At 70.5% G+C, this 25475-nt stretch carries 24 protein-coding genes; 10 read left to right on the top strand and 14 right to left on the bottom strand.

All coding sequences use genetic code 11. From position 1 onward, the window contains the following. Positions 1 to 3: 3 nt before the first annotated feature. Complete coding sequence (locus ACZ7SW_RS32955; RefSeq protein WP_470234260.1) at positions 4 to 765, bottom strand: lysophospholipid acyltransferase family protein; 762 nt, start codon at positions 763 to 765, stop codon at positions 4 to 6. A gap of 218 nt (positions 766 to 983) precedes the next feature. On the opposite strand from ACZ7SW_RS32955, the gene ACZ7SW_RS32950 reads away from it, so the two are divergent. Genes ACZ7SW_RS32950 through ACZ7SW_RS32935 form a run of 4 tightly spaced genes read left to right on the top strand, consistent with a single transcriptional unit; the run spans position 984 to position 3915 of the window. After that, a complete protein-coding gene (locus tag ACZ7SW_RS32950) occupies positions 984 to 1751 on the top strand; it encodes an alpha/beta hydrolase (RefSeq protein ID WP_470234259.1) in 768 nt (255 codons plus the stop codon). Further along, a complete protein-coding gene (locus ACZ7SW_RS32945) occupies positions 1748 to 2290 on the top strand; it encodes a hypothetical protein (protein ID WP_470234258.1) in 543 nt (180 codons plus the stop codon). Before ACZ7SW_RS32950 ends, ACZ7SW_RS32945 begins: the two co-directional genes overlap by 4 nt. 10 nt (positions 2291 to 2300) lie before the next feature. Then, positions 2301 to 3440 carry a glutamate--cysteine ligase gene (locus ACZ7SW_RS32940; protein WP_470234257.1) on the top strand — a complete coding sequence of 380 codons (1140 nt, stop codon included), beginning with the start codon at positions 2301 to 2303 and terminating at the stop codon, positions 3438 to 3440. Between the two features lie 19 nt (positions 3441 to 3459). Continuing rightward, positions 3460 to 3915 (top strand): YdeI/OmpD-associated family protein, encoded by a 456-nt coding sequence (locus ACZ7SW_RS32935; protein ID WP_470234256.1) that lies wholly within the window; start codon positions 3460 to 3462, stop codon positions 3913 to 3915. Here ACZ7SW_RS32935 and ACZ7SW_RS32930 read toward each other — a convergent pair. Next, positions 3912 to 4478, bottom strand: a complete 567-nt coding sequence (locus tag ACZ7SW_RS32930) for a TetR/AcrR family transcriptional regulator (RefSeq protein WP_470234255.1) — start codon at positions 4476 to 4478, stop codon at positions 3912 to 3914. The genes ACZ7SW_RS32935 and ACZ7SW_RS32930 overlap by 4 nt on opposite strands. A 107-nt stretch (positions 4479 to 4585) precedes the next feature. Here ACZ7SW_RS32930 and ACZ7SW_RS32925 point away from each other — a divergent pair, with 107 nt between their 5' ends. Together ACZ7SW_RS32925 and ACZ7SW_RS32920 are read left to right on the top strand one after the other, a co-directional pair. Continuing rightward, positions 4586 to 5374, top strand: a complete 789-nt coding sequence (locus ACZ7SW_RS32925; RefSeq protein ID WP_470234254.1) for an SDR family oxidoreductase — start codon at positions 4586 to 4588, stop codon at positions 5372 to 5374. A 448-nt stretch (positions 5375 to 5822) separates the two neighbouring features. Beyond that, a complete protein-coding gene (locus ACZ7SW_RS32920; protein WP_470234253.1) occupies positions 5823 to 6932 on the top strand; it encodes a DUF4037 domain-containing protein in 1110 nt (369 codons plus the stop codon). 173 nt (positions 6933 to 7105) lie between these two features. On the opposite strand, the gene ACZ7SW_RS32915 is transcribed toward ACZ7SW_RS32920, so the two are convergent. The 7 genes from ACZ7SW_RS32915 to ACZ7SW_RS32885 all read right to left on the bottom strand — a co-directional run bounded on the left by ACZ7SW_RS32915 (position 7106) and on the right by ACZ7SW_RS32885 (position 12353). Then, the gene (locus tag ACZ7SW_RS32915; protein ID WP_470234252.1) at positions 7106 to 7975 is read right to left on the bottom strand and encodes an NUDIX domain-containing protein; all 870 of its coding nucleotides are present in this window, start codon (positions 7973 to 7975) and stop codon (positions 7106 to 7108) included. A gap of 131 nt (positions 7976 to 8106) precedes the next feature. Beyond that, entirely contained in the window at positions 8107 to 9033 is a 927-nt protein-coding gene (locus tag ACZ7SW_RS32910) for an ROK family protein (RefSeq protein ID WP_470234327.1), read from the bottom strand. 15 nt (positions 9034 to 9048) lie between these two features. After that, on the bottom strand, positions 9049 to 9432 hold the full coding sequence (locus tag ACZ7SW_RS32905) for a hypothetical protein (protein ID WP_470234326.1): 384 nt from the start codon (positions 9430 to 9432) through the stop codon (positions 9049 to 9051). A gap of 83 nt (positions 9433 to 9515) precedes the next feature. Next, entirely contained in the window at positions 9516 to 10673 is a 1158-nt protein-coding gene (locus ACZ7SW_RS32900) for an ArsA family ATPase (protein WP_470234251.1), read from the bottom strand. After that, positions 10674 to 11111 carry an SRPBCC family protein gene (locus tag ACZ7SW_RS32895; RefSeq protein ID WP_067595182.1) on the bottom strand — a complete coding sequence of 146 codons (438 nt, stop codon included), beginning with the start codon at positions 11109 to 11111 and terminating at the stop codon, positions 10674 to 10676. Positions 11112 to 11138: 27 nt separating this feature from the next. After that, positions 11139 to 11933, bottom strand: a complete 795-nt coding sequence (locus ACZ7SW_RS32890) for a metallophosphoesterase family protein (protein WP_470234250.1) — start codon at positions 11931 to 11933, stop codon at positions 11139 to 11141. Positions 11934 to 11942: 9 nt separating this feature from the next. Next, entirely contained in the window at positions 11943 to 12353 is a 411-nt protein-coding gene (locus tag ACZ7SW_RS32885; protein WP_470234249.1) for a polyketide cyclase / dehydrase and lipid transport, read from the bottom strand. A gap of 112 nt (positions 12354 to 12465) precedes the next feature. Between ACZ7SW_RS32885 and ACZ7SW_RS32880 the strand changes: the two genes are divergently transcribed. Then, positions 12466 to 14262 carry an AMP-dependent synthetase/ligase gene (locus ACZ7SW_RS32880; RefSeq protein ID WP_470234248.1) on the top strand — a complete coding sequence of 599 codons (1797 nt, stop codon included), beginning with the start codon at positions 12466 to 12468 and terminating at the stop codon, positions 14260 to 14262. Positions 14263 to 14319: 57 nt separating this feature from the next. On the opposite strand, the gene ACZ7SW_RS32875 is transcribed toward ACZ7SW_RS32880, so the two are convergent. From ACZ7SW_RS32875 to ACZ7SW_RS32860, 4 genes are all read right to left on the bottom strand, one after another. After that, positions 14320 to 19431 (bottom strand): RHS repeat-associated core domain-containing protein, encoded by a 5112-nt coding sequence (locus tag ACZ7SW_RS32875; protein ID WP_470234247.1) that lies wholly within the window; start codon positions 19429 to 19431, stop codon positions 14320 to 14322. A 105-nt stretch (positions 19432 to 19536) separates the two neighbouring features. Continuing rightward, a complete protein-coding gene (locus ACZ7SW_RS32870) occupies positions 19537 to 20001 on the bottom strand; it encodes a YbjQ family protein (protein WP_470234246.1) in 465 nt (154 codons plus the stop codon). Positions 20002 to 20028: 27 nt separating this feature from the next. Next, positions 20029 to 21123, bottom strand: a complete 1095-nt coding sequence (locus tag ACZ7SW_RS32865) for an FAD-dependent monooxygenase (RefSeq protein ID WP_470234245.1) — start codon at positions 21121 to 21123, stop codon at positions 20029 to 20031. A 276-nt stretch (positions 21124 to 21399) separates the two neighbouring features. After that, entirely contained in the window at positions 21400 to 22638 is a 1239-nt protein-coding gene (locus tag ACZ7SW_RS32860; RefSeq protein WP_470234244.1) for an aspartate aminotransferase type Ic, read from the bottom strand. A gap of 71 nt (positions 22639 to 22709) precedes the next feature. Between ACZ7SW_RS32860 and ACZ7SW_RS32855 the strand changes: the two genes are divergently transcribed. Genes ACZ7SW_RS32855 through ACZ7SW_RS32845 form a run of 3 tightly spaced genes read left to right on the top strand, consistent with a single transcriptional unit; the run spans position 22710 to position 25347 of the window. After that, the gene (locus tag ACZ7SW_RS32855; RefSeq protein WP_470234243.1) at positions 22710 to 23192 is read left to right on the top strand and encodes a hypothetical protein; all 483 of its coding nucleotides are present in this window, start codon (positions 22710 to 22712) and stop codon (positions 23190 to 23192) included. A gap of 44 nt (positions 23193 to 23236) precedes the next feature. Further along, the gene (locus ACZ7SW_RS32850; RefSeq protein WP_470234242.1) at positions 23237 to 24382 is read left to right on the top strand and encodes a GDSL-type esterase/lipase family protein; all 1146 of its coding nucleotides are present in this window, start codon (positions 23237 to 23239) and stop codon (positions 24380 to 24382) included. A 23-nt stretch (positions 24383 to 24405) separates the two neighbouring features. Further along, positions 24406 to 25347 carry a methylenetetrahydrofolate reductase gene (locus tag ACZ7SW_RS32845; RefSeq protein WP_470234241.1) on the top strand — a complete coding sequence of 314 codons (942 nt, stop codon included), beginning with the start codon at positions 24406 to 24408 and terminating at the stop codon, positions 25345 to 25347. Here the strand turns inward: ACZ7SW_RS32845 and ACZ7SW_RS32840 are convergent. After that, on the bottom strand, positions 25325 to 25456 hold the full coding sequence (locus ACZ7SW_RS32840) for a hypothetical protein (RefSeq protein ID WP_470234240.1): 132 nt from the start codon (positions 25454 to 25456) through the stop codon (positions 25325 to 25327). The two genes, ACZ7SW_RS32845 and ACZ7SW_RS32840, sit on opposite strands and share 23 nt — an antisense overlap. Positions 25457 to 25475 lie beyond the last annotated feature (19 nt).

The raw sequence follows: 25475 nt of genomic DNA, 5'->3' as shown, positions 1-25475 counted from the left end.
GCGCTATCCGGCCTTCGTCTCCGGCACCCGATCGGCGTCAAGACCACTCGGCTGAGCCGGCACGGCTGGCTTGACCCCGGCCGCCTCGGCGGCGAGCAATTCCTTGGCCTTGGCCGCGTAGATGTCCACGTACTCCTGGCCGGACAGCTCCATCAGCGCGTACATGATCTCGTCGGTGATCGACCGTTCGATGAACCGGTCGCCGGCCAGGCCCTCGTAGCGGGAGAAGTCGAGCGGCTTGCCGAAGCGCACCTCGAGCCGCCGCGGCCACCACATCTTGGAGCCGATCGGGTTGACCTTGTCCGTGCCGACCATCGCCACCGGGACCACCACGCCGCGCGATTCGAGCGCGATCCGGGCGACGCCGGTCTTGCCCTTGTACAGCCGCCCGTCCGGGGAGCGGGTGCCCTCGGGGTAGATGCCGAGCAGGTGCCCGTCCTTGACCAGCCGGATCGCGGTGTCGAGCGCGGCCTGCGCGGCGTTGCCGCCGGAGCGGTCGATGGGGAACTGGCCGACGCCGGTGAAGAACCACTTCTTGAGCAGGCCCTTGAACCCGGGCTCGGTGAAGTACTCCGACTTGGCCGGGAAGGTGACCTTGCGCTTGACCCGCAGCGGCATGAAGAACGAATCCGCGACCGCGAGGTGGTTCCCGGCGAGGATGGCGCCACCCGTCTCGGGGATGTTTTCGGCGCCGACGACCTTGGTGGGCCACAGCGTCTTCAGCAGCGGTCCGATGAAAACCCACTTCATCAGCAAGTACAGCACCGGGTTCCAGTCCTTTCCTGCCCGCGCGGGCCCCGGCAGGTCAGGGTACGGAACAAGCACCGGCCCGCACAACGCGAGAGCGGGCGGTCACCCGGCGGCAGCGACCGATCTCACAGCGGGACCGGAAGGATCCTCGCTTCCGGAGTGGGGCCCACAACCCGGCTCCGTCGTGAGAGCATGGGAGGACTCCACCGCTTCGATTCGGAAGGGCGTTCGTGATGGGCGTGCTCGCCGGCGCGGAACCGTTCTCCCACCCGGATTCCTCCGGGGCCGGCTTCCTGCTCTGCCACGGATTCACCGCGACGCCCGACGGCATGCGCGCCTGGGGAGAGCACCTGGCCGCCGAGGGCTTCGCCGTGCGCTGCCCGCTGCTGCCCGGCCACGGCACCCATTGGCGCGATCTGAACCGGACGACCTGGGAGGACTGGTACGGCACGGTCCGCGAGGCGCTGCTGGCGCTGCGCGCGGAGTGCGACCAGGTGTTCGTCGGCGGGATGTCGATGGGCGGGACGCTCACCCTTCGCCTGGCCGAGGAGTTCGGCGCGGACATTTCCGGCCTCGTGCTGGTCAACCCGTCGGTCACGCGGCTGAGCCTCGACGCCAAGGTGCTGCCGCTGCTGTCGCGGGTGGTCCCGTCGATCCGCGCGATCGGCAACGACATCGCGAAGCCCGGCGAGGTCGAGCTGGCCTACCCGCGCACCCCGGTGCGGGCCGCGGCGAGCCTCGCGAAGCTGTGGAAGATCGTGCGGGCCGACCTGGCGAAGGTGACGCAGCCGGTGCTGCTGCTGCACTCGCGGGTCGACCACGTCGTCGAACCCGAGAACTCGCAGATCGTTCTGGACAGCATCTCGAGCACGGACGTGACCGAGGTGGTGCTGGAGAACAGCTTCCACGTCGCGACGCAGGACCACGACGCGGAACTGATCTTCAGCCGCAGTGTCGACTTCGCCCGGAAGCTGCGGGCGGGACAGGTGGGTGCCGGATGAACCGGGGGAAAGGCGCGGACGGACCCGAGGACGTCGACGCCACGTTCGCCGAGATCGTCGCCGACCTGCGGGCCGAGGGCGTGGGCGTGTTCCTGGACGAGGACCCGTTCTCCAGCGCCGGCCCCGCGCCCGCCGAGCCCGAGGCGTCCCCCGGAGCCGAACCCGAAGCGGGCAAGGCCAAGCCGAAGCCCGCCGCGGACCCGCCCGCCCGGCCCGCGCCGCCGTCGGAAGGCTGGCGGACCGGCGGCAGCGACTGGGACACCACGATGTTCTCCGGCGACCCGGCCGAGGACGACGAGCACTACGTGCCGCCGGAGCCGCCGCCGCTGCCGCGCTGGCGCAAGGGCGCGTTCATCGTGCTGCTGTTCTTCGTCGTCGGGCTCCTGCTGCTGATCGTGCCGAACCTGATCGGGGTCGGGCCCGCGCTCGCCACGCCGCTCGGCATCCTCTCGCTCGCCACCGGCATCGCGCTGCTCCTGCTGCGCGTGCGCCAGGGCCCGCCGCCCGGCGCGGACCCCAGCAACGGCGCCCAGGTCTGACCGGACGGGCATGCGGATCGACTTCCAGGCGTCCCGGCGTTCCACCGTCGGCGCGGAATGGGAACTCGCGCTGGTGGACCGGCGCAGCGGCGAATTGCGGTCGGTCGCGGAGGAACTGCTCGCCGCGGTCTGCCCGGAGGGGAAGGCCGAGCATCCCCGGATCAAACAGGAGCTGCTGCTCAACACGATCGAGGTGATCAGCGGCGTCTGCCGCACGGTCGGCGAGGTGAAAGAGGACCTCGCCGAGGCGCTGGACGAGGTGCACCGGGTCGCCGACCCGCTGGGCGTCGAGCTGTTCTCCGCCGGATCGCACCCGTTCTCCTCGTGGTACCGGCAGAAGGTGACCGACAAGGAGCGCTACGCCAAGCTGATCGACCGCACCCAGTGGTGGGGCAGGCAGATGCTGATCTACGGCGTGCACGTCCACGTCGGGCTCGATCACCGGGACAAGGTGCTGCCGGTGCTCGACGGGCTGTTGCGCTACGCGCCGCACCTGCAGGCGCTGTCCGCGTCCTCGCCGTACTGGTCCGGCGAGGACACCGGGTACGCCTCGAACCGGGCGCTGATGTTCCAGCAGCTGCCTACCGCCGGGCTGCCCTTCCAGTTCCGCGAATGGGCGGAGCTGGAGGGCTATGTCGAGGACATGTTCACCACCGGCGTGATCGACCACTTTTCCGAGATCCGCTGGGACATCCGCCCGGCCCCGCATTTCGGCACCATCGAAATGCGCGTGTGCGACGGGCTGCCGACGCTGCAGGAGGTCGGCGCGATTTCGGCGCTCACGCAGTGCTTGGTGGACGACTTCAGCGCGCGCCTCGACAAGGGCGAAACCCTGCCGGTGCTGCCGCCGTGGCACGTGCAGGAGAACAAGTGGCGCGCCGCGCGCTACGGCCTCGACGCGATCGTCATCCTCGACGCCGCCGGCCGCGAACGCCTCGTCACCGAAGACCTCGCCGAACTGCTGGACCGGCTCGAACCAGTCGCGCGACGGCTGGACTGCGTCCGCGAGCTGCGCGATGTCGAGAACATTCTCCGGGTCGGCGCGAGCTATCAGCGGCAGCGAGCGGTCGCGAAGCAGTACAACGGATCTTTGAAGGCCGTGGTCGCCGCGCTGGTCACCGAGATGCGCGACGGCGTCCCGCACGCTTAGCTGGGTCTGGGAGGCAGCGATGTCGCATACGTTCAGCACGCTCGTCGAGCTCAACGGCAAGACCGCCACTGGCTTCCGGGTCCCGGCCGCGGTTGTCGAGGCGCTCGGCCAGGGACGGCGGCCGAAGGTCCGGGTGACCGTCGGGCCGCACACCTACCGCAGCACGGTCGCGGTCTACTCCGGCGAGTTCATGCTGCCGCTCAGCGCGGCGAACCGGGAGGCGGCGGGGGTCGCGGCCGGGGAGACCGTCGAGGTCACGCTCGAAGCCGATCTCGCCGAGCGGACGGTCGAGATGCCGGACGATCTGGCCTCGGCGCTGGCCGACCGGACGGGCGCGCGGGCCGCGTTCGACAAGCTTTCCTTTACCGCACAACGGGAACGCGCCGAAGCCGTCACCTCGGCCAAGCGTGCCGAGACCCGCGAGCGCCGGATCGCGAAGATCGTCGCCGAACTCGCCGGGGACGGGCTTCCCTAGCCGACCGTCAGCCCGGGTTTGCCGAAACCGCCCAGCACGGTGTCGACGACGCGGGTCGCCAGCACGTCCGGGTCGGCGGAGTCCTGGTCCTGCGCCGCTTCGTGGATGAGCGCGCAGTACACGCGGCGCGCCCAGACCAGGTCGACGCCGGGCCGCAGCGTGCCGCTCTCCTCCAGGCGCTGGAAGAAGACGTCGCACTGGGCGACCACGTCCGGGGTCAGGACGCCGTCTTCCTGCGGGTGCGCGTTCATCGCGAACCCCCAGCGGAGCTTGACGCTCAACACCTTCGCGGTCACCTGGTAAAGCGCGACCAGCGGCGGCGTGACGTCGGGCCGGACGCTGGCGAGCGCGTCGTGGAACTGCTGCGTCGCCCAGAGGGTCATCGCGTCCACCAGCGCGTCGCGGCTGGCGAACCGGCGATGCACGGTCGTCCGCGAGACGCCCGCCGCCTCGGCGATCTGCTCCATCGTCGCCGCCGGGTTGTCGCTGAGCACCCGTTCGGCGGCCTCGAGGATCGCTTGAGCCGTCCGTTCCGAGTCCGCGCGCAGGGCCCGTTTCTCCATGCTGCTCAGTTTACGCCATGGTTGCCACTCGGTTCTTAGTTGCGTCACCAGTGTTGCAACTGCTAGCTTAAGTGCATCGTCATTGACTCGACTTTGGGGGTTTTCAGATGGACATGCAGCTGACCGGCAAGACCGCGGTGGTCACCGGAGCGAGCCGGGGAATCGGACTGGCCACGGTCTCCGCACTGATCGGCGAGGGGATGCGAGTGGTGGCCGCGGCCCGGACGATCACGCCGGAGCTGAAGGAAACCGGCGCGGTGGCCGTCGCGGTGGACCTCTCCACGCCGGAGGGCCCGGCCCGGCTGATCGAACAGGCCGTCGCTGAACTCGGCGGCTTGGACGTCCTGGTGAACAACGTCGGCGGGGGCGACAGCGGCGAGGGGCAGGCTGGCGGTTTCTTGTCGATCACGGATCAGCAGTGGACGGACCTGGTGGAGCTGAATTTCCTCGCCGCGGTCCGGGCTTCTCGTGCCGCGCTGCCGCATCTGGTCGAAAGCCGGGGTGCGATCGTCACGGTGTCGTCGAACGGCGCGCGGATCCCGCATTCGGGTCCGATCGCTTACACCACCGCGAAAGCCGCGCTGACCGCGTTCGGGAAGGCACTGGCGGAGGAGTTCGGGCCGCGGGGAGTGCGGGTCAACACCGTCTCGCCGGGGCCGGTTCGTACTGCGCTGTGGGAAGGATCGGACAGCTACGGCGCCGAGCTGGCGTCCTCGATGGGGATGTCCCACGGGGATCTGCTGGCCGCGGTTCCGGCGGGCGCCGGGATGCTGACCGGGCGGTTTGTCGAGCCGGAGGAGGTGGCCACGCTGATCACGTATCTCGCGTCGCCGCTGGCCGCGAGCGTCACCGGGGCGGACCATCTTGTCGACGCCGGGGCGGTGAAGACCGTGTGACCGGTGATCGCCGCGACGCGATCACCCGCCCTCGCCAGGCGTCGGCGAGGGCGGGAAGACCGCGACTGTCCAGCCGCCCGATCTCTTACCCAGCAAGGAGATTCCCGGCCAGCTACAAAGGCGGCGGTGGAGCGGCAAGGTCAGGAGAATCGGTAGCCGCTCGGCTCCCGCGACAGGGTTTCCGGCCACGCGACTCGCGATCAGTCGCGATGGGCGGCTGCACTTGGGCGAGGCCAGCATCCCCTGGCCCACCCAGATCCGGCGGGAGGACCGTATCCCTCCACGAAGTCCATGCCACCGGCGGCGATATGCGCCGACTCTGCGGCCTGTCCGTCGCCGGTGCCGAGCGCTGCACCACGGTCCTCGACCCGCCTGACTCCACGAACCTTGCCCGACACCGGCGATATCCAGTCGCGGCAAGCACGCCTCGCGCGCCACCATGCCACCCATGGGTCACTCGTTCATCCCGGGACTGGAACTGTCGCGCCGCTTCTACCACGAGGCAGTACGGCCGCTGGTCTGCGCGCATTTCGGGGACCTGCCCCACACCGCCGCGCGGATCGGCGCCGGCTCCGAGGTCCTCGGCTTCGACACCGCCCGGTCCGCCGACCACGAATGGGGACCGCGACTGCAACTGTTCCTGCACCCCCACGACGCGGACCAGCACGCTCACGACCTCGTCACGGCGCTGAGCGACGAGCTGCCCAAGACGTTCCTCGGCTACCCCACGAACTTCGCCCCCACCGAGAACGAGCACGTGCGTCTCATGGCGGTCACCGACGGGCCGGTCTTCCACCGCGTCGACGTCACCAGCCTCGACGCGTGGTTCGCCGACCACCTGGGATTCGATCCGCGCGACGCCGTCACCACATCCGACTGGCTGTCCACCCCCGCCCAGACCCTGGCCGAGATCACCGCCGGCGCGGTCTTTCACGACCACACGGGCGAACTCGCCTCCGCTCGTTCCCAGCTCGCCTGGTATCCCGAGCAGATCTGGCGCTACGTGCTGGCCTGCCAATGGCAGCGGATCTCCCAAGAAGAAGCGTTCGTCGGACGGTGCGGAGAAGTCGGCGACGAACTCGGCTCGGCCGTCGTCGCCGCTCGCCTCGTCCGTGACCTCGTGCGGCTGAGCCTGCTCATGCACCGCCGCTACCCGCCCTACAGCAAATGGCTCGGCAGCGCCTTCGCCCAGCTTCCCTTCGCCGCCGCCGTCGCCCCGGCACTGACCGCGGCGCTCGCCGCCACTGCCTGGCACGAACGGGAAGACCATCTCGCCGCGGCGTACTCGGCCATCGCCAAGCTGCACAACCAACTCGGACTGACCGAGCCGCTCGACCCCGACACCCGCCCTTACCACGACAGGCCATTCCAGGTCCTGCACGCCGAACGATTCAGCCAGGCGCTCCTCGACAGCATCACCGACCCCGGACTCCGCGATCTCCCGCTCATCGGTGCTGTCGACCAATTCGCCGACAACACCGACCTGCTCGGCGATCGCACGGCGACTCGCACCATGACCGCCGTCCTGACCGCAGCGAGGTCCACGTCAGACGCCTGATCCGGCCGAAGTCAGCCAACCCGTCCGGCACCGAATCGAAGCGCGCAGATACCCCGTCATAGCGCACCGCGCTTCTGTTCCCGCCGTTCTCCACTTCAGAATTCGCGAACCCCAGGGAAACGTCCGGAACACCGCCAAGCGGGCGCGGAGCAACCAAGACCGCGCTGCGCCGCCTAGCTGTCCAACTCCCGCAACAAGGTTCCCGGGCCGAGCACCCGCGCACCAAGCTCCCCCACCCGGCCGCGCAGCTCGCGATCCGCCGTCACCACCACGACGTGATCGTCCAGTCGTTGCCGGGCGGCGGCAGTCACCTCGACGATCTTCGAATCGCCGTCAGTGTCCGCCGAGACGACCTCGACGCCCGGGATCGGTTCCACTCCCCTGGCCTTGCCCTCGACGACCAGCACCACCCGGGGCCACCAGGACCACGCCGGGCCCGCGCCGATGCCGACGACGTCGTCGCGAAGGCCGCGTTCGACGGGGCCGTTCAGCTGGTCGCGGAGTCGTTCCGCGGCGCCTCGGCGGTCGCGCCACCAGCCGTCCGGGCGGGAGCCCATCACGTTCGCCGCGTCGACCACCAGGACCAGTTCCCGGCCCAGTTGCTCGCGCAGGACCGGCCACGCGGCAGCGAAATCGCGGTGGAGGTCGAGCGCGGCCACCTCGTCCGGCGGGACCCAGCGCATCTCGGCGCTTTCCTCGTTCGCGACTTGAGCTTGCAACGTGCTGTCGGCCAGTCCGAGCACGGTCGTGTACTGCCATTCGCCGTGGTCCAGCACCGACGCTGACATCGCGCGGAACGCCGACGACGGAATGGCGGCTTCTTCCCACGCCTCCCGGGCCGCGGCCTCGTGCACAGTCTCGCCGACTTCGAGCGCGCCACCGGGCAAGGCCCACGTGCCGCCGTCGTGCACCCACCACGCACGCTGCTGCAGCAGCACGCCCCGGCGGGGATCGCACAACAACAACCCGGCCGCGCCGAACGCGCCCCAGTGCTGCCTGCCGCAAGAACACCGCACGAAACGGTTGGCGGTCATCGGCGTCACCCCGCCCAGCCTTCCACAGAACCTCGCGAGTGCCTATGCCGGTCAGAACCCGAAGACCGCCCCGGCAGCGACGGGTTACGAACCTCGTGCGCGGCGGACTCGCCGAAAACCGGAATCAGCACCCACCGGCTCTACAACGTGTCCATCGCCAGGGCCGCCGCACCGACAATCGCCGTGTCGTCCCCCAGGTGCGCGGTCCGGATCCGTGCCAGCGGACGGTGCCGCGCCCCGGTGATCGCCCCGGAGTAGTGCTCCCGGGCCTCGTCCATGAACAACGGCGCGGACTCCGAAACTCCCCCGCCGATCACGATGATCTCCGGGTCGAAGACATCCGCCACCAGCGCGAGTCCCTCGCCCAGCCACTTCGCGAGTTCCGCCATGGCGCGCAAGGCGATCGGGTCGCCGTCGCGAGCCGCGCGGGCCACTCGGCGGCCGGTGACCGACCCGGGGTCACCGGCGATTTCGCGCGACAGCACGGTAGAACGGCCCGGATACCGCGCCAGCAGCTCGACCGCGGTCGCGGCCAGTGCGGTCCCGCTGCAATACCGCTCCCAGCAGCCGTACTTCCCGCACGGGCAAGCGCGTCCGTCGCGCACCACGGTGAGGTGGCCGAGTTCCGGCGCCACTCCGTGCGCACCGCGATAGATCTCGCCGTCCAGCAGCAGGCCCGCGCCGATTCCGGTGCCCAGCGCCACCAGCGCCGCCACACCGGCCCCGCGCGCCGCGCCGAAGCGGTGTTCGGCGACTACCGCCGAGTTGACGTCGTGCTCCAGCGTCACCGACAGGCCGACCCGCTTCGCGATCCGGTCCGCGACCGGTGCGTTGCGCCAGGCCAGATGCGGCGCGAACATCACCGAGCGCCGGTCGCGGGTCACGAAACCGGCGACCGCCAGGCCGACCGCCGCGACCTCGTGCCGGTTGCGCAGGCTCTCGACGACCCCGGCGATGGCGTCTTCGAGCGCGTTCTCCTCGCTCGGCGTCCCGACGCGCGCCGTGTCGAGCAGTGAGCCGCGCTCGTCCACGACGCCGGCGCGCACGCTGGTGCCGCCGACGTCCACCCCTACGGTCAGCAATCAGTTCTCCCGCTCCGGCTGCCAGTCCGCGCGCTTGCGGACGACGATGTGCTGGACCCGCGACGACGGTTCCGAAGAGGACGCCGCCGCGGCGGCAGGCGGATGCGCGGCGGGCCGGAACCCGGGCATGTGCACTCCCTCGTCCGGCTCCCAGCGGTCCGCGAGCACCGCCCGCAGCAGCGCGACGAGCTGGGCAGCCTGTTCGAGGACCCTGGCCACGAACTCCGGCCGCTCGCCGCGCACGACGGCGACGATCGCACACAGCGGGCACCACCCGCATCCCGAAGTGCTGTCCTCCACACCGCCGGCGCCCGGCTCCCCCGGCGTGCCGTGCCCGGCGGCCATGACGCCTTCCAGCCACGGCGCGGCGCGTTCGATCACCATCTCGACCAGCAGCCGGATCTCCTCGGCCAGCTTCAGGCCGTCCGCGTGGGACCCGGCCGCGTGGTCGTCGCTGTGTTCTTCGCTCACCCGGATCCCCGGTTCCCGGCCAGGCTGACCACCAGGCCGTCGGCGTCGGATTCCGCGCCGGTGATCCGGCACGGGCGCAGCGTCTCGGGCAGTGCGACCAGCCTGCGGAAGCCGTCCACGGTGATCGCCAGGTCGTCGTCCACGCGGGCGAGGTCGACCGCCGAGTCCTGGTCCAGCGGAAGCGCGACCCGCAGCCGGAAGCCGTCTCCTTCGGCCGCGACCGACAGCAGCGGGGTGACCGGTTTCCCGTTGCCGGACAACGGATCCCGGCCGTCGTACAGCTCGCGGGCCAGTTCGGCGAGCGCCTCCGCCCCCACCGGTTCGCTCGCCCGGTGCTCGACGCGGGCCAGCTCGCCGGGGCCGAATCCGGCCTCGGCGAGTTCCGCCAGGACCGCGTCCTGCTGCTCCCGCCGGGTGCGCAGCCACTTCGCCGCCGAACCGCGCCAGAACCCGGGCGCGGGCATCAGCCGGTTGGCGATCAGGCCGTCGACCGCGATGCCGCGCAGCGCCAGCGACGTGAGCGTGCGCCGCGCCTCGGCGACCACCACTCGCTCCGGAGTGAGCACCAGCCGCACGGTCGTCACGCGCGGGTCGGTGAGCAGTTCGCGCAGCGCGTCGAGATGTGCGCCGAGCTGCCGGACCGACGCCGCGACGCGCCGGTTGCCGAAAACCCGGCCCAGGTAGCCCGACACGGCTTCCGGCAGCGAAAGCAAGCGCAGCGTTTCAGCTGTCGGACCGCAGTCGACCACCACGGTGTCCCACGGACCTTGCGAAGCCAGCCGCCGCACCTCGCTCAGCGCGAGCAGCTCGTCCACGCCGGGCAGCACGGTCAGCTCTTCCGCGTCCAGGACGTCCAGACCGGCTCCGGCCAGCACCTTCCGCAGCTCGCCGCGCAGCTCGTGCCAGGTCCGGTCGGCCAGCGCCCGGGAATCCACTTGCGCCGCCCAGAGACCAGCGGGCGTGCCGTCGCCGCGGATGTCCACTTCGGAGGGTTCGGCTCCCAGCGGCGTGCCGAACGCGTCGCCGAGCGAATGCGCCGGGTCGGTGGACACGACGAGCGTTTTCCTGCCGCGGCCGGCGAGCGCGGCAGCGGTAGCCGCGGCGAGCGTCGTTTTCCCGACACCCCCCTTGCCGGTGAACAGCAGGATGCGCATCTAGCCCTCAGCCCTGCGCTTGAGCTCCTTGAGCGCGGTGTCCATGACCATCTTCTCCGCCTTGCGCCGCAGCAGCCCGATCATCGGCAGCGCCAGCTCGACCGACAGCGTGTAGGTGACGCGGGTGCGCCCGCCGCCGAGCGGTTCGAGCGCGTACCGGCCGTTCTGCGCCTTCTGCATCTGGCCCTTGACCAGATGCCAGCTGACGCCGAGACCGGAATCGTCCCAGTCGTACTCGAGCGTGTACACGTCCTTGATCGGCCCGGCGTCGAGGGTCAGCTTCACCTGTTTCGCCCGGCCCGCGTCGTCGGCCGCGAGCACTTCGGTCTCGCGGACCGCCTTGGCCCACTCCGGGTACGCGGGGAAATCGGAGATCACCGACATCACCCGCGCGGGCTCGGCGTCGACCTCGATGGACTGCGTGGACTGCTCGGCCATGGGACGAAGCGTAGCCGGACAGCACAGTCACCAGCGCAGCACGTACGGCTGGCCGGTCTCCTTGAAGTGACCTACGTTACGGCACTCGGTGTGCCCGACCCGGCGCCGCGCGGCCAGCGGCTGGTGCACGTGCCCGAACACCGACCAGCGCGGGCGCTGCCGCAGGATCAAGTCCAGCAGCGCCTTCGAACCGAGTTCGGCGCGTCGCGCGACCACGTCGTAGGTCAATTCGGGCACTGCCGGCGGGATATGCGTGCACAGCACGTCGACCCGGTCCAGCAGCGAGACCGCCGCGTCGAACTCCTCGCGCGCCCGCAGGTACGGCCGCCAGGCCGCGCCCTTGCGCGGACGCGGGAGCACGCCGTCCGGCAGCACCGCCCCGCCGGCGAAGCCGAACCGCAGGCCGCCGATCGTGACGACCTCGCCGTCGACCAGGTGCACGCCTTCCCCGGCGAACTCCGGCCAGGCTGACGGCGCGTCGACGTTGCCGGGGATCGCGTACGTCGGCGCGGTCATCGAAGCGAACAGCGTGGAGTACTGCTCCCGAACAGCTTCGTCGACCGCGGCGGCCGGATCGTCCAGGGTGGCCCACAGCGTGCGCGAGTAGGCGACCGTCTCGTCCCTGGTGCCTTCGCGGCGCAGGCGGGCGAACTCGCCGACTTTCTCCGCGCCGAACAGCACGCCCATGATGCCTTTGTCGTGGTCGTGGTAGTCGACGAAGTCGAGCAGGTCGCCGAGCACGACCAGCGCGTCCGCCCCGTCCCCCGCCCGCTTCAGCGCGTCGGCGTTGCCGTGCACGTCCGAAACGACGTGAACCCGCACAAGAGCCTCCTACTCGACGGTCCGGGGCGGAATCCCCGGCTCGCGCCCGTCCTCGAGGATCTCCTTCAGGCTCAGCGCCACGTCCTTCGCCGCGCGCGCCCGCCGGTCGAACTCGCGGCGCAGTTCGCGCGGGCTCAGCTCGCGCGGGACGCCGCCGGGACCGGCCGGCGTGGCCCGGAGGAAGTAGTGCAGCACGGTGCCGTCGAGAACAGGTTCCAGCCAGACCTCCATGGTACCGATCAAGGCGCCCGTGACGGTCCAGCGCAGACCCTTGTCCCCCCGGTCGGTGTAGACCCGCAACTCCAGGTCGGGCCAGTACCGCCGCCACGAACGCGGGTCGGCGAAGGCCGCCGCGACGGTGGACGGGGGCACGACGAGGAAGGTCTCGTCGACGAGATCGAGAGCTGGCGGTGCGTGCACCCGGACACGATGTCACGACCTCGCCGCGCGCCCCGTGCCAGCATGGTCTTAAGGTCTACTGCACGCTAAGTTGACTGGCGGGTAACCGCACGCGTCGAACACGGAGGTCCACGTGCGCGAATACAGCGCCCCCGCCGGGAAGCCGGTGACCGACGACGAGAATCTGGCCGATGTCGTCTGGGCGAACGCGGAGCGGTTCTCCGACGTGGTCAGCTTCCGCAGGCAGGTCGAGGGCACCTGGCTCGACGTGACCGCGAAGGACTTCGCCGACCAGGTCGCGGCCGTGGCCAAGGGCTTGATCGCGGCAGGGGTCGGGCACGGCGACCGCGTCGCACTGATGTCGAAGACCCGCTACGAGTGGACGCTGATCGACTTCGCGATCTGGGCCGCGGGCGCGGTCACGGTCCCGATCTACGAGACCTCGTCGCCCGAACAGGTGTACTGGATCCTTTCCGACTCGGCCGCCAAGGCCGTCTTCGTGGAGACCGGCGCGCACCGGAAAGCGGTCGACGAGATCAGCGGGCGGCTCAGCACGCTCGAGCACACCTGGCAGATCGAGGACGGCTCCCCTGCGGTCGACGAGCTGACCGCGCTGGGCGCCGAGGTCTCCGACGAGGACCTGCACACCCGCCGCCGCGGCGTCACCGCGAACGAGACGGCCACCATCGTCTACACCTCGGGCACCACCGGGCGGCCCAAGGGCGTCGAGCTGACCCACCGGAACCTGCTGGCCGAGATCCGCGCGGACATCGAGGCGTTCCCGGAGCTGATGGAGCAGGGCAACTCGCTGCTGTGCTTCCTCCCGCTGGCGCACATCCTCGCCCGCGCGATCGCCGTCACCGCGCTCACCGCCCGGGTCACGCTCGGCCACACGCCGGACGTGAAGAACCTGGTCCCGGACCTCGGCACCTTCCGGCCGACGTTCGTGGTCGCCGTGCCGCGCGTGTTCGAGAAGGTCTACAACACCGCCAAGCAGAAGGCGCACGCCGACGGCAAGGGCAAGATCTTCGACGCCGCCGAAGCCACCGCGGTCGCGTACAGCGAGGCACAGGAGAAGGGCGGCGCCGGGCTCGGCCTGCGCGCGAAGCACCTGGTGTTCGACAAGCTGGTGTACGGCAAGCTCCGCGCCGCGCTGGGCGGTCGCTGCATCGCCGCGGTGTCCGGCGGGGCCCCGCTGGGCGCGCGCCTGGCGCACTTCTTCCGCGGCATTGGCGTGCCGGTGTTCGAGGGCTACGGCCTCACCGAGACGTCCGCCGCGGCGAACGTGAACACCAGCGCGGCGTTCCGCGTCGGCACCGTCGGCCGTCCGGTCGCGGGCACCTCGGTCCGCATCGCGGAGGACGGCGAAGTCCTTTTGAAGGGCGACGTCGTGTTCGGCCGGTACTACAACAACCCGGAGGCGAGCGCGGAAGCCCTCACCGACGGCTGGTTCCACACCGGCGACCTCGGCGAACTGGACTCCGAGGGGTTCCTCAAGATCACCGGCCGCAAGAAGGAGATCATCGTGACGGCGGGCGGCAAGAACGTCGCCCCGTCCGGCCTCGAGGACACCATCAAGGCCGCGCCGCTGGTGAGCCAGGTGATGGTAGTCGGCGATCAGCGGCCGTTCATCGCCGCGCTGGTGACGATCGACGAGGAGTACTTCCCGGCCTGGAAGTCCCAGCACGGCAAGCCGGAAGCGGCGACGGTGTCCGAACTGGCCGAGGACGCGGACCTGCGCGCGGAGATCCAGGCGGCGGTCGACGAGGCGAACAAGCAGGTGTCGCACGCGGAGTCGATCAAGAAGTTCACCGTGCTGGCGAACGACTTCACCGAGGCGGGCGGCGAGATCACGCCGAGCCTGAAGCTGAAGCGGAACGTGGTGAACAAGAACTACGCGTCCGACATCGAGGCGCTGTACCGGAAGTAGCCCAGTCCCGCGAAAACGGGCCCGCACCGATCGCCGGTGCGGGCCCGTTTTCTTTTGTCACATCGGGACCGGCTCCGCGAGCTTCGGGTTGTTGAAGTACTCCAGCATGAGGTTTTCGCGGATCTTGTCCGCCTTCGGCTGATAACGAGGTTCTTGCAGCATTTCTTCGATTTCTTTCAGCATCGCCTGGTTGCGCTCGCGCACCTCTTTGTTCGGCATGTGGTTGATCTCGTCGACCATGTTCTCGTAGGTCTCGCCCGGCTTCGGCTTCGTGCCCGGCTTGAGCGTGTAGTTGTCGCGGAGACCGTCGTTGACCAGGTTCTCGTTCTTGAGCACGTTGTGGTACTCGATGAGTGAACCGTTGGTGTTGTTCTTGGTGTAGCCGCCGTGCTCGTTCTGCTGCGCGTGCCCCAGCTCGTGCGCGATCTCGTTGTCGCTTTTGCGCGGATCCATGCAGATCACGTTGTCGCGCGGGTTGTATCCGGCCCCGCCCTGCATGTCGACGAGGTCGCTGGCTTTCGCTTCCCGGCCGAATTCGGTCGGCTTGCCGTCCGGGCCGATGATCTCGGACCGTTGGTGCCCCAGCATTTCGCCGAGCGTCTTGTCGTTGTCGCCCGGCCGGAGATTGTGCTTGAGGTAATCCGGCAGTTCCGACACCTTCGTGCTCGCGGTGAATTTGGGGTCGTCCGGGATGCGCAGCACCGGCGGACGATCCTTGAGCGGGACCTTTTCCAGGGTCTCGTCGATCTTCGTCTCGACCCGTTCCTTTTCGGCCTTGGCCTCGTCCCCGGTCTTCGTCTTGTACGGCGGAGGGGTTTCCTTGGGCGGCGGTGCGGCCGGGGGTCGCGCCGGCCGGTTCGCCGGCGGTTTCGCACCGCCGGGCGGAGGCGGCGGAGGCGCGACCGGCGGTTTTCCGGGCGGGGGCGGAGGAGGCGGGCCCGGCGCCTTCGCGGGCGGAGGAGGCGGGGGCGGAGGAGGCGCGGACGACGCCGTGGTCGTCTCCGGAGCCGGTTCCCTCGGCGGCGGCGTCGGCTCGCGCGGCGGCGGGGTGGGTTCGCGCGGCGGCGCGGACGACGGGTTGGTGTCCTGCACGTGCCCGGCATTGTTCCCGCCGCCCGGGGTTTCGTTCGGGCGCGCTTCGTCGTTCGGGCCGGACTTCTCCCTGCCCAGGCAGTTGCCCAGTCCCAGCGGATCGGCGTCGGCGAGCGGGTTGGGCACATAGGAGGCCGGGTTCGGGGCCGGGGCGAGGCCGAGCGGGTCCTGGCTCAGGTAGCGCCCGGTGCCGGGGTCGTAGTAGCGGAAAACGTTGTAGTGCAAGCCAGTCTCGTCGTCGGCGTACTGGCCGGGGAACCGCAGCGGCGTGCCGCCGGGACGGGTGCGGCCCCACAGCGACCCGGACGCGCGCCAGGCGACGGTGCCGTAGGCGTCCACCAAACCCACCGGCGTGCCGACCGGATCGGTGACGAACGAGAAGAACCGGGCGCTGCGGCCCAGCAGTTCGGTCTGCGTCACCGGGCGCACGGTTCCGGGCAGGTGATCCCAGGTCAGCGTGAGCGGGGCGGACCCGGCCAGCCGGTGTTCCTGTTCGACCAGCAGCTGCCCGCTCCACGAGAACAGGGTCTCCTCGGCCGGGGCCTCCGCGCCGGGCAGCCAGCGTTGTTTGGCGATGCGGCGGCCCAGCGGGTCGTAGCGGTAGCGCCATCGCACGCCGTCCGGGGTTTCCACGGCGAGCAGCCGATCCTGCGCGTCCCAGCGGTAGGTCCAGGTGCGCGAGTTCTCGTGGCGGGCGACGAGCCGTCCCTGTCCGTCGTGGACGTACCGCACCGAGCCGGCCGCGGCGAGCCGGTTTCCGGTGTAGCCGCGCGAACCGGAGTCCGCTTCGGCGAACGGCAGCCGCGCGTGCCGGATGTTGCCGGACGGGTCGTACTGGTAGGTCTCCTGGCCGTCGCGCCGAGCCACCGAGGTGACGCGGCCGACGGTGTCGAGCTGGTAGCGCGTGGAGCCGGACAGAGTGTCGTCCACGCCGACCAGCTGGCCGTCCGGACGGTAGCGGTACTCGCGCCGCTGCCGGATCTGGCTGCCCGCGGCCAAAGTCTGCGCGACCAGCTGGTGTTCGGCGTCGAAAGCCTGTGCCAGCACAGTGTTTCCGCCAAGGACGCGTTCGACCTCGTGGCCCGCTTCGTCGTGTCGGAAAAGCACTTCGTGTCCGGCGGTCGACAGCGCGACCGCCTTCCCGGCGTCGTCGAAGCTCCACTCGCTGACCGAGCCGGACGGAGTCGTGCGGCGCATTCCGGACGGCTCGTGGACATACGCGACCGCGCGGCCGTCGACCGATTCCCGGACCACCCGGCCGTCCTCGTCGCGCTCGATCTCCAGCACGCAGGAACCCTCGGTGGCGCGCGCGAGGAAGCCGACGGGGTCGTACTCGTAGCGGATGGTCCCGCTGTCCGTGCGGCGCTCGATCACGTTGCCGAGCGAGTCGTAGCGGTACTCGGTGACCGTGCCCAGCCCGTCGACCGACTGCACGAGCTGGCCTGCCGCGTCGTAGGCGAACCGCCGCTCGCGGCCGTCGAAGTCGCTTTCCGCGACGAACCTGCCGTCGGCGTCGTAGGTGTAGCTCCAGGTCAGGCCTGCCGGGTCGGTGACACGGACGAGCCGCAGTTCGGTGTCGTACTCGTAGGAGGTGCGGGCGCCGGTGGCGTCGATCTTCGCGACCGGCAGGTCGAAGGGGCCGTATTCGAAACGGGCGTCGGTGCGTTCCACGAGGTTTCCTTCGGCGTCGTAACGCCATTCCTCGTGCCGCCCGGACGGGCCGGTCCGGCTGGCCTGGCTCCCGTCGACCGTCCAGCCGAACCGGGTGCCGTCGGCCACCACGCGCGGGCGGCCGAACTGGTCGCGCTCCACCGGGTCGGGCTCGGAGCGCGGCGGCTCGCCCCCGGTCAGCTGGCGGTCCTGGGCGAATTCGGTCGCGGCGATCCCGGCTTGGGCGGTGAACAGATCCGGCGCGGTGCCCGGCGGGTAAACGCGCCGCCAACTGCGTTCGGCGGTCTCGACGGTGACGGTCAGCGTGCCGTCCGGCGCGGAGCTGACCTGCGCGCGGCTGCCGTCCGGGCGGACGACCGCGGTGAGCAGGCCCTCGGCGGTGTACTCGAACCCGGTGGTGCGGCCGAGCGGATCGGTGCGCGACAGCAGCCGGTCGTAACGGTCCCAGGTGGACACTGTGGTCGCGCCGAGCGGGCTGACGTCCTTGGTCGGCTGGGAGAACTCGTTGAAGTGGAACTCCGTGACGTGGCCGAGCGCGTTGGTGTAGCGGGTGATCCGCTGCTCGCGGTCGTAGGCGAACTCGCCGTCGTACACGCCCCGGTCGCCGACCGTGCGGACGCAGCGGCCGTCGGCGTCGTAGAGGTAGCGGTACCAGATGCCGTTGCGGTCCTGCCAGCCCGTGACGCGGCCGTCGGCGTCGTAGTCGTATTGCGTTGCCAGGCCTGAGGAATTGAAGACCCGGACCAGCCGGCCGCGGTCGTCGTAGCCGAATCTGCGGACCAGCACCGGTTCCTGGCCGTCGCCGAGCACCCGGATCGCGGTGACGCGGCCCGCCTCGACGTCCAGCGCGACGCGGTAGCCCGCCGAATGCCGGAGCAGCCGGGGAGCGCCGAGGTCGTCGTACTCGACGTCCATCCGGGCGCCCGCGGCGTCGGTCGCCGACCGCAGCGGGAAGACGCCGCCGCGGCCGGGGCCGAAGCGCGATTCCGTGCCGTTGACCGGATCGGCGAGCAGGTATCCGCCGTCGCCGGTCGCGGTGAGCGGGCGGCGCGGGCCTTCCAGCGGCAGCACCGGCTCGCCGGCGACGGCTCGCGGGTACACCAGGATCCGGCCGTCCGCCGCGTAGTACCGGACGGTTTCGGAATCGGCTTCGAGCCGCTGGTCCACCGTCGACGTCCAGCTCGGGCCGAACCAGCGGCCGGACCGGTACGACGAGACGTGCAGCCGTTCGAGCACGAGCGGGCTCGGCAGTTCGAGGTCGACGTCTTCGATCAGGACGGAGCCCCGCACGACGTCGACCGGGTCCCCGGCGGTCTTGCACTCGTCCGCGCCGCCCCGGGTGTCGGCCGCTTTCGGGTCGTCCTTCGGCGGCGTCTTGCCGGACTCGCCCGGATTGCCGCTCCGGTCCGACGGTGCCGGCTCCCCGCCCCTCGGCTGCTCGGAGTGGTCGCCCTGCGGTTTGGTTTCGTCCTTCGGCGGCTGGGAATGGTCGCCTTGCGGCTTGGTGTCGCCCTTCGGCGGCCCGGAGTGATCGCCCGAGGCGGTGGTCGATTCCCCGCCGCCCTTCTCGTTCTCCGGCTTGGGCTCGGGCTTGGGCTCCGATTTCGGCTTCGTCTCGAGGTTCTTCGGCGCGCCGGAGGGCTTGGCCTTGCCGCCCTTGATGCCTTTCAGCGCCTTCGCGGCGTCCTCGAACAGGACGCCCGCCTTCTTCAGCAACGGCATCAGCGCCTTGAGCGCGGAGACCAGCTGCTTGGTGATCTTGGCCAGCTGCGCGGCGGTCTTGGCGACGGCGCCGACCACCTGCGGCAGCACCCACGCCATCCCGATCCCGGCTGTGAACAGCACCTGCAGCGCCCAGCTGATCAGGTGCCCGACGAGCTGCGCGATGATGTCGCGCACCAGCATCCGGACGGCCGCGACGACCTCACCCGCCGTCTTCACCCCGGACGCGGCACCCTCGGTGCCCTTCTGCGCCGCGCCGAGCAGGTTCGCGACGTCCTTGGTCCGCTCGCGGTAGGAGTCGGCCGCTTCGCCGGTCCAGCTCTGCAAGTCCTTCTCGACGCAGGCGGTCAGGTCCTTGCCGATGCTTTCGAGCTCTTTCGCGACGTTCTGCCACGTCTCGGCCTGCGCCTTGATCTCGTCGGCCTTGCCGGTCAGCGCCTCCAGCGCCTGCTTCAGCGGCCCGACGTGCTCGATCAGCCAGCCGACGCCCGCCGCCAGGATCGACCCGAACGGGTCCATCGCGGTCGACAGCACGTCCAGCGCGACCCCGACCGCCCCCATCGCGATCGACGCCCAGTCGCCGGATTCGATGCCGGACTTCACCATCTCGCCCGATTCGAGCAGCGTGATGCCCGAATACGCCTTGGTCGAGTCCTTCGTCTCCGCGATCAACGGGTTGCTCACCCGGAGAACGCTATCCGGGACGGCGAGGGCGGTTTCCGGCCTCGCACGCTAGTTGCCCGTGCATCCACGAAACAGCTGGACGCACGGGCAAGCCTGTCGTGGGGCTCAGGCCTGCGGCGGCTGGGCCTGGTACTGCTGCTGCGGCGCCTGCGCGTATTGCTGCTGCGGGGCCTGCTGCTGTTGCTGTTGCGGAGCCTGCTGCTGAGCGCCGTCCGGGACCACGTACACTGCGGTGCCGTACGCGGCGATTTCACTCGCGGTGCCGGCGATCTCGTTGCAGTCGAAGCGCAGCGCGAGCACGGCGTTGGCCCCGTGCTGCATGGCTTCCTGGCACAGCCGGAAGAGGGCTTCGTGGCGCGAGTCGGACAGCAGCTTCGTGAGGCCCTTGAGCTCGCCGCCTCCCATCGCCTTGAACCCGGACCCGATGTTGGAGAACATGTTGCGGCTGCGGACGGTGAGCCCGAAGACCTCGCCGAACACGCGGACCACGCGGTACCCGGGCAGATCGTTCATCGTGGACAGCAGGATCGGGAACTGCGGCTGCTGTTGCGGTGGCGCGGCTTGAGTCATGCGCGGATCGTATCGTCGGCGAGGCGCTCACGCTGTGATTCGCGCACTCCAGTCCAGATGATGCCGGTATGCCCAGCCTCGCTCGCCGCCGACGTCCTCGCCCGCGCTGGCGGCCACGAGCTTCTCGACCCGGGCCCGGCGCAGCCGTTCGTAGGCGGCGAACGCGGCGGGCGCGTCCGGCAGGTCGCGCAGGCATTGGCCGAGCACCACCGCGTCTTCCAGCGCCATCGACGCGCCCTGTCCGGCCGCTGGTGACGCCGCGTGCGCGGCGTCCCCGGCCAGGACCATCGACGGCGTCGACCACACGCGGGTCGTGGGCAGGTCGTAGGAGTGGCCGCCGTGCACGTCGTCGCCGGTCGCGGCCGCGATCTCGGCGCACGGCAGCGGGTCGTCCGCGAAGGCGGCGTGGGCGAACTCACGCCAGCCTTCCGGGGTGACGGCGGCGATTTCGGCTCGTGTGCGTTCCGTATCGGGGACGCGGGCGAACCAGAACGTCGCGCCGTCCGGGTCGGTGGTGCAGCCGAACGCGGCGCGGCTGCCGCGGAACATCCGGTAAATGCCGGGGGCGGCGGGAAGTCCTTCGGCGCGGGTGTAGCCGTAGACCACGGTCAAGCCGGTGAAGCGCGGCGGTTCGGCCCGCGGGTCGATGAGGGTGCGGACCACGGAATGCAGGCCGTCCGCGCCGACGAGGAGATCGCCGGACGCGGTGGTGCCGTCTTGGAAAGTCGCGGTGCCGTCGCCGGTGGCGGAGACCAGGCGCTTGCCGTGGACGATCTGGATGCCCCGACGCTCCGCTTCCTGTTGCAGCGCACGGTAAAGCGCGGCGCGAGTGAGGGTGCGCGGTTCGTCGAGTTCGCGGTCGAAATCGTGCGCGCCGAGCGTGGTTCCGTCCGGGCCGACGACTTCCATGCCGGTCGAGGCGAAGGACGCTTCGATCACTGGGGTATCGGCGTCGATCGCGCGCAACGCGTTCATGCCGTTGTGCATCACCACGAGGAACGCGCCCGCGTCCGCTCCCCCGCTGGGATGCGCCTCGTACACGACCGGCTCGTGCCCGGCGAGCTGCGACGCCATCGCCGTGACCGTGCCCGCGACTCCGCCGCCTGCGATCAAAACCCGCATCGTGCCCCCTGGATACGACCGTGCCGCCGCCACCGTAGCGGGTGGCGGCGGCACGGAACCAGCTGCCAGGAACTTAAGGGCCTGCCCAGACCGACGATGCCCCGAGCCAGGACGCCGGGGTTGCGGTCTGTGAGGGGAACCCTGGGGGAATCTGATTCCCCCAGGGTTCCCCTCACAGACCTTAAGAACCCGGTCACGCGACAGTCAATCGAGCATTTCGCCACCGCCGACGTCCTTTATGGACAGTCAGCGCGGCCGAAGTCCTGGAACCAGAGATCAGGCGCGCTGCGCGACCGCGAGCCGCACGCAGACGGCGAGGGCGCGGACGGCCTCCTCCACCTCGGCAAGCTCGGGGAAGGTCGGCGCGATGCGGATGACCGCGTCGGCCGGGTCGTCGCCGTGCGGGTGGGTGGCCCCGGCCGGGGTCAGCGCGACGCCCGCCTCCTTGGCCAGCCGCACGACCTCCTTCGCGGTGCCCTCGGGCACGGTCAGCGAGATGAAGTACCCGCCGGTCGGCTTGGTCCAGGTCGCCAGGTCGCCCAGCTCCTCGGCGAGGATGCGCTCGACGGCGGCGAACTTGGGCGCGATCAGCTCGGCGTGCTTGCGCATGAGCGCGCGGACGCCGTCGGCGTCCTTGAGGAACAGCGCGTGGCGCAGCTGGTTGACCTTGTCCGGGCCGATGGTGCGCTTGCTGAGCACGCTCTGCCACCAGGCCAGGTTGGCCTCGGACGCGCCGAAGAACCCGACGCCGGCCCCGGCGAAGGTGATCTTCGAGGTGGAGCCGAACACGAACGCGCGGTCCGGGTTCCCCGCCTCGGCGCACAGCGCCAGGATGTCGGCCAGCTCCGGCTCGTCGCCGGTGAGGTGGTGCACCGCGTAGGCGTTGTCCCAGATGATCCGGAAGTCCGGCGCGGCGGTCGGCATCGCGGCCAGCCGCCCGGCGGTCTCGGCGCTGAAGGTGACGCCGGTCGGGTTGGAGTACTTCGGCACGCACCAGATGCCCTTGACCGCGGCGTCCTCGGCGACGAGCCGCTCGACGACGTCCATGTCCGGGCCCGTTTCGGTCATCGGCACCGGGATCAGCTCGATGCCGAACCGCTCGGCGAGCGCGAAGTGCCGGTCGTATCCGGGCACCGGGCACAGCATCGCGATCCGGGGCTCGTCGGCCCAGCGGCGCGCGGCGCCCGGCAGGGTGCTGAGCATCGCCTGCGCGATGGTGTCGTGCATCAGCTCCAGGCTGGAGTTGCCCGCGGCGAACAGCTGCTCGACGGGCACCTGCAGCGCGTCGGCGAAGATGCGGCGCAGCTCCGGCAGCCCCTTGAGCCCGCCGTAGTTGCGGGTGTCCGTGCCGTCCTCGGCCTTGTACTGGCCGTTCGGCAGCGTCAGGAGATCTGCGGAGAGGTCGAGCTGCCGGGGCGACGGCTTGCCGCGGGTGATGTCCAGGGACAGGCCGCGCTCGACCAGCGCAGCGTAGTCGCGACGGGCGGTGTCGACGTCGACAGGAGCTGTGGTCATACCACCACGCTAAACCGCTCGCGCAAGCCAGTTCGGGTGACCCCCGGCTCACGTGGGCTAGCGTGGGGCCCGTGCGGTACCTGGTGCATGCCGAGCAACGGCAGTTCTCCTTGCGGGACAAGGACGCCTGGCGTCCCGGCGACGGAGGATGGACCGACGAGGCGGTGTCCGCGCACCGCGTCGCGGTAGAGCCCTCGTCGCTCTCCGTGGCGACCGCGCGCTCCGATTGGGTCGAGGTCGACGTGGCGGTCAGCACCGCGATACCGCCGGTGTCCCCGGACGCGTCCCACGTCGTGGAAGCCGATCTCGACGTCCCCCGCGGCGTGGCGACGCTGGCCGGTCCCGCCGATTACGCCCGGCAGGAGCACCGGATCCCGGTGCCGCCCGGGCGGTACCGGGTCCGAGTGTCCTATGTGGAAAGCGGCCCGCCGGACGCCGAATGGCACGACCACGAGTTCGGCGAGCATTTCCGGTACGTGCTGGACCTGTGGCCGACCGCCGAAGCCGCGCCGGTCGCGGTGCTGCGCCAGGGCGCCGGGGTCTGGGACGGCTGATATCCCGTTGGCGGCGCGCGGCCGCGGACGGCAGACTCGGCGGCATGCAGTGGATCACCACCGAGATCGGCGAAGAGTTCGTGCGCGGCGCGCTTGAGCTGGAACGCACGGCGCAAGGCTTGCTGCCGCACCGGCTCACCGCACGGGCGCGGGCGCAGAACACCGACAGCAGGCTCGCGCTGGCCGAGACCCAGCCGTCCGGCGTGCGGCTGGCGTTTCGCACCGAATCGACGGCCATCGAACTGGACACCCACCGCACGAAGGTCGGCTACGCGGGCGTGCCGCCGCTGCCGGACGGCGTCTACGACCTGGTGCTGAACGGACGGCCGGGCGGCTCCGCCACGGTCTCCGGCGGCGACGAACTGATCCTCGACATGATGACCGCGTCCGGCGAGACCCGCCCCGGCCCGCCCGGCACGGTCCGGTTCTCCGACCTGCCCTCGGGCGTCAAGGACGTCGAGATCTGGTTGCCGCACAACGAAACCACCCGCTTGGTCGCGTTGCGCACCACGGCCCCGATTTCTCCGCTGCCGCCCGCGCGAGCGGTCTGGCTGCACCACGGCAGCTCGATCAGCCACGGCTCCGGTGCGGCAGGCCCGTCCCAGACGTGGGCCGCGCTGGCCGCCGCTGCCGCCGGGGTCGACCTGATCAACCTGGGCTTCGGCGGGAGCGCGCTGCTGGACCCGTTCACCGCGCGGGCGATGCGGGACACGCCCGCGGATCTGGTGAGCGTGAAGCTGGGAATCAACGTGGTGAACGCGGACTTGATGCGGCTGCGCGCTTTCGGCCCGGCGGTGCACGGGTTCCTGGACACGATCCGGGAGGGGCATCCGGACGCTCCGCTGGTGGTGGTTTCCGCGCTGCTGTGCCCGATCCACGAGGACACGCCGGGGCCCGGTGCGCCGGATTTCAGCACCGGGACGCTCCGGTTCAAGGCGACCGGCGATCCGGCCTCCGTGGCGGAGGGGAAGCTGACGTTGAAGGTGATCCGGAAGGAGCTCGCGCAGATCGTGTCGGCCCGGAAGGACCCGGCGTTGCATTACGTGGACGGGCTTTCGCTGTACGGGGAAGAGGATTTCGCGGCCCATCCGCTGCCGGACGCGCTGCATCCGGACGCGGCTACGCATCGGTTGGTGGGAGAACGGTTCGCGAAGCAGGTGTTCGGACCAGGCGGTCCCTTCGCGGGCTGAGGCGCGCTGCTAGTTTTCGAACCATGGCGGACCACACTCTCCGGGCAAAGCTGACCGACTCCGGCAGCGGTGTCCTCCTCTTCGGCATCACCCCGCCCCGCCTCAGCAACTCCCCCGAGCGGATCCGGGAGATCACCGACGCCACGCTGGCGCGGCTGCGCGACCTCGACGTCGACGGGCTCGCCCTCTACGACATCGACGACGAGAGCGACCGCAATCCCGACGAGCGGCCGTTCCCCTACCTGCCGACCCTCGACCCGGCCGCCTACCACGCGGACTATCTCAGCGAGTGGGAGCGTCCGGCGGTCATCTACCGATGCGTCGGCAAGTACCCCGGGGACGAGCTGCGGACCTGGCTGCGGACCGCCGACACCGAGCGCGTGCTGTCCGTCTTCGTCGGGGCTTCCTCACAAGGCAAAGAGGTCCGCACCCGGCTGTCCGAGGCGCAGGCATTGCGCCGCGAAGTCCGCCCGGACCTGCTGCTCGGCGGCGTCGCCATCACCGAACGGCCCGACGAGCACCTGCGACTGATCGCCAAACAGCGAGCCGGCTGCGCGTACTTCATCTCGCAGGTGATCTACAGCGCCGACGCGGCCAAGAGCATGGTCTCCGACTACTTCTACGCCTGCCGCGAGCAGCAGCTCGAACCCAAGCCGGTCCTGTTCACCCTCTCGGTCTGCGGTTCGGCGAAAACGCTGGCCTTCCTCAAGTGGCTCGGCGTCGGGGTCCCGCGCTGGCTGGAGAATTCCCTGCGCCACGCGGACGACACGCTGGCCGAGTCGTACGAACAGTGCCTGGCGAACGCCCGCGACCTGGCCGCTTTCTGCCGCAAGCTCGGCATGCCGTTCGGCTTTCTCGTGGAGAGCGTGTCCATCCGCAAGGTCGAGATCGAGGCGTCGGTGTCCCTCGCGAAGGAAGTGAGCGAACTGCTCGGCCGGGCGGTCACAGCGGATCCAGCGCGGTGATCTTCCACTGCCCATCGGTGCGATGCGCAGTCACCGACAGTTGGCCGACCGACGACTGAGGCGCGCCGCCGCCGGGCAGGATCGTTTGCTGGTCAAGGAAAAGAAGCAAGCTCGCATCGTCACCGTGC

This window comes from Amycolatopsis sp. NPDC114484, from assembly GCF_055633755.1.
Note: the sequence above shows the minus strand (reverse complement) of the source record. Positions and strands in the feature narration are given on the sequence as shown.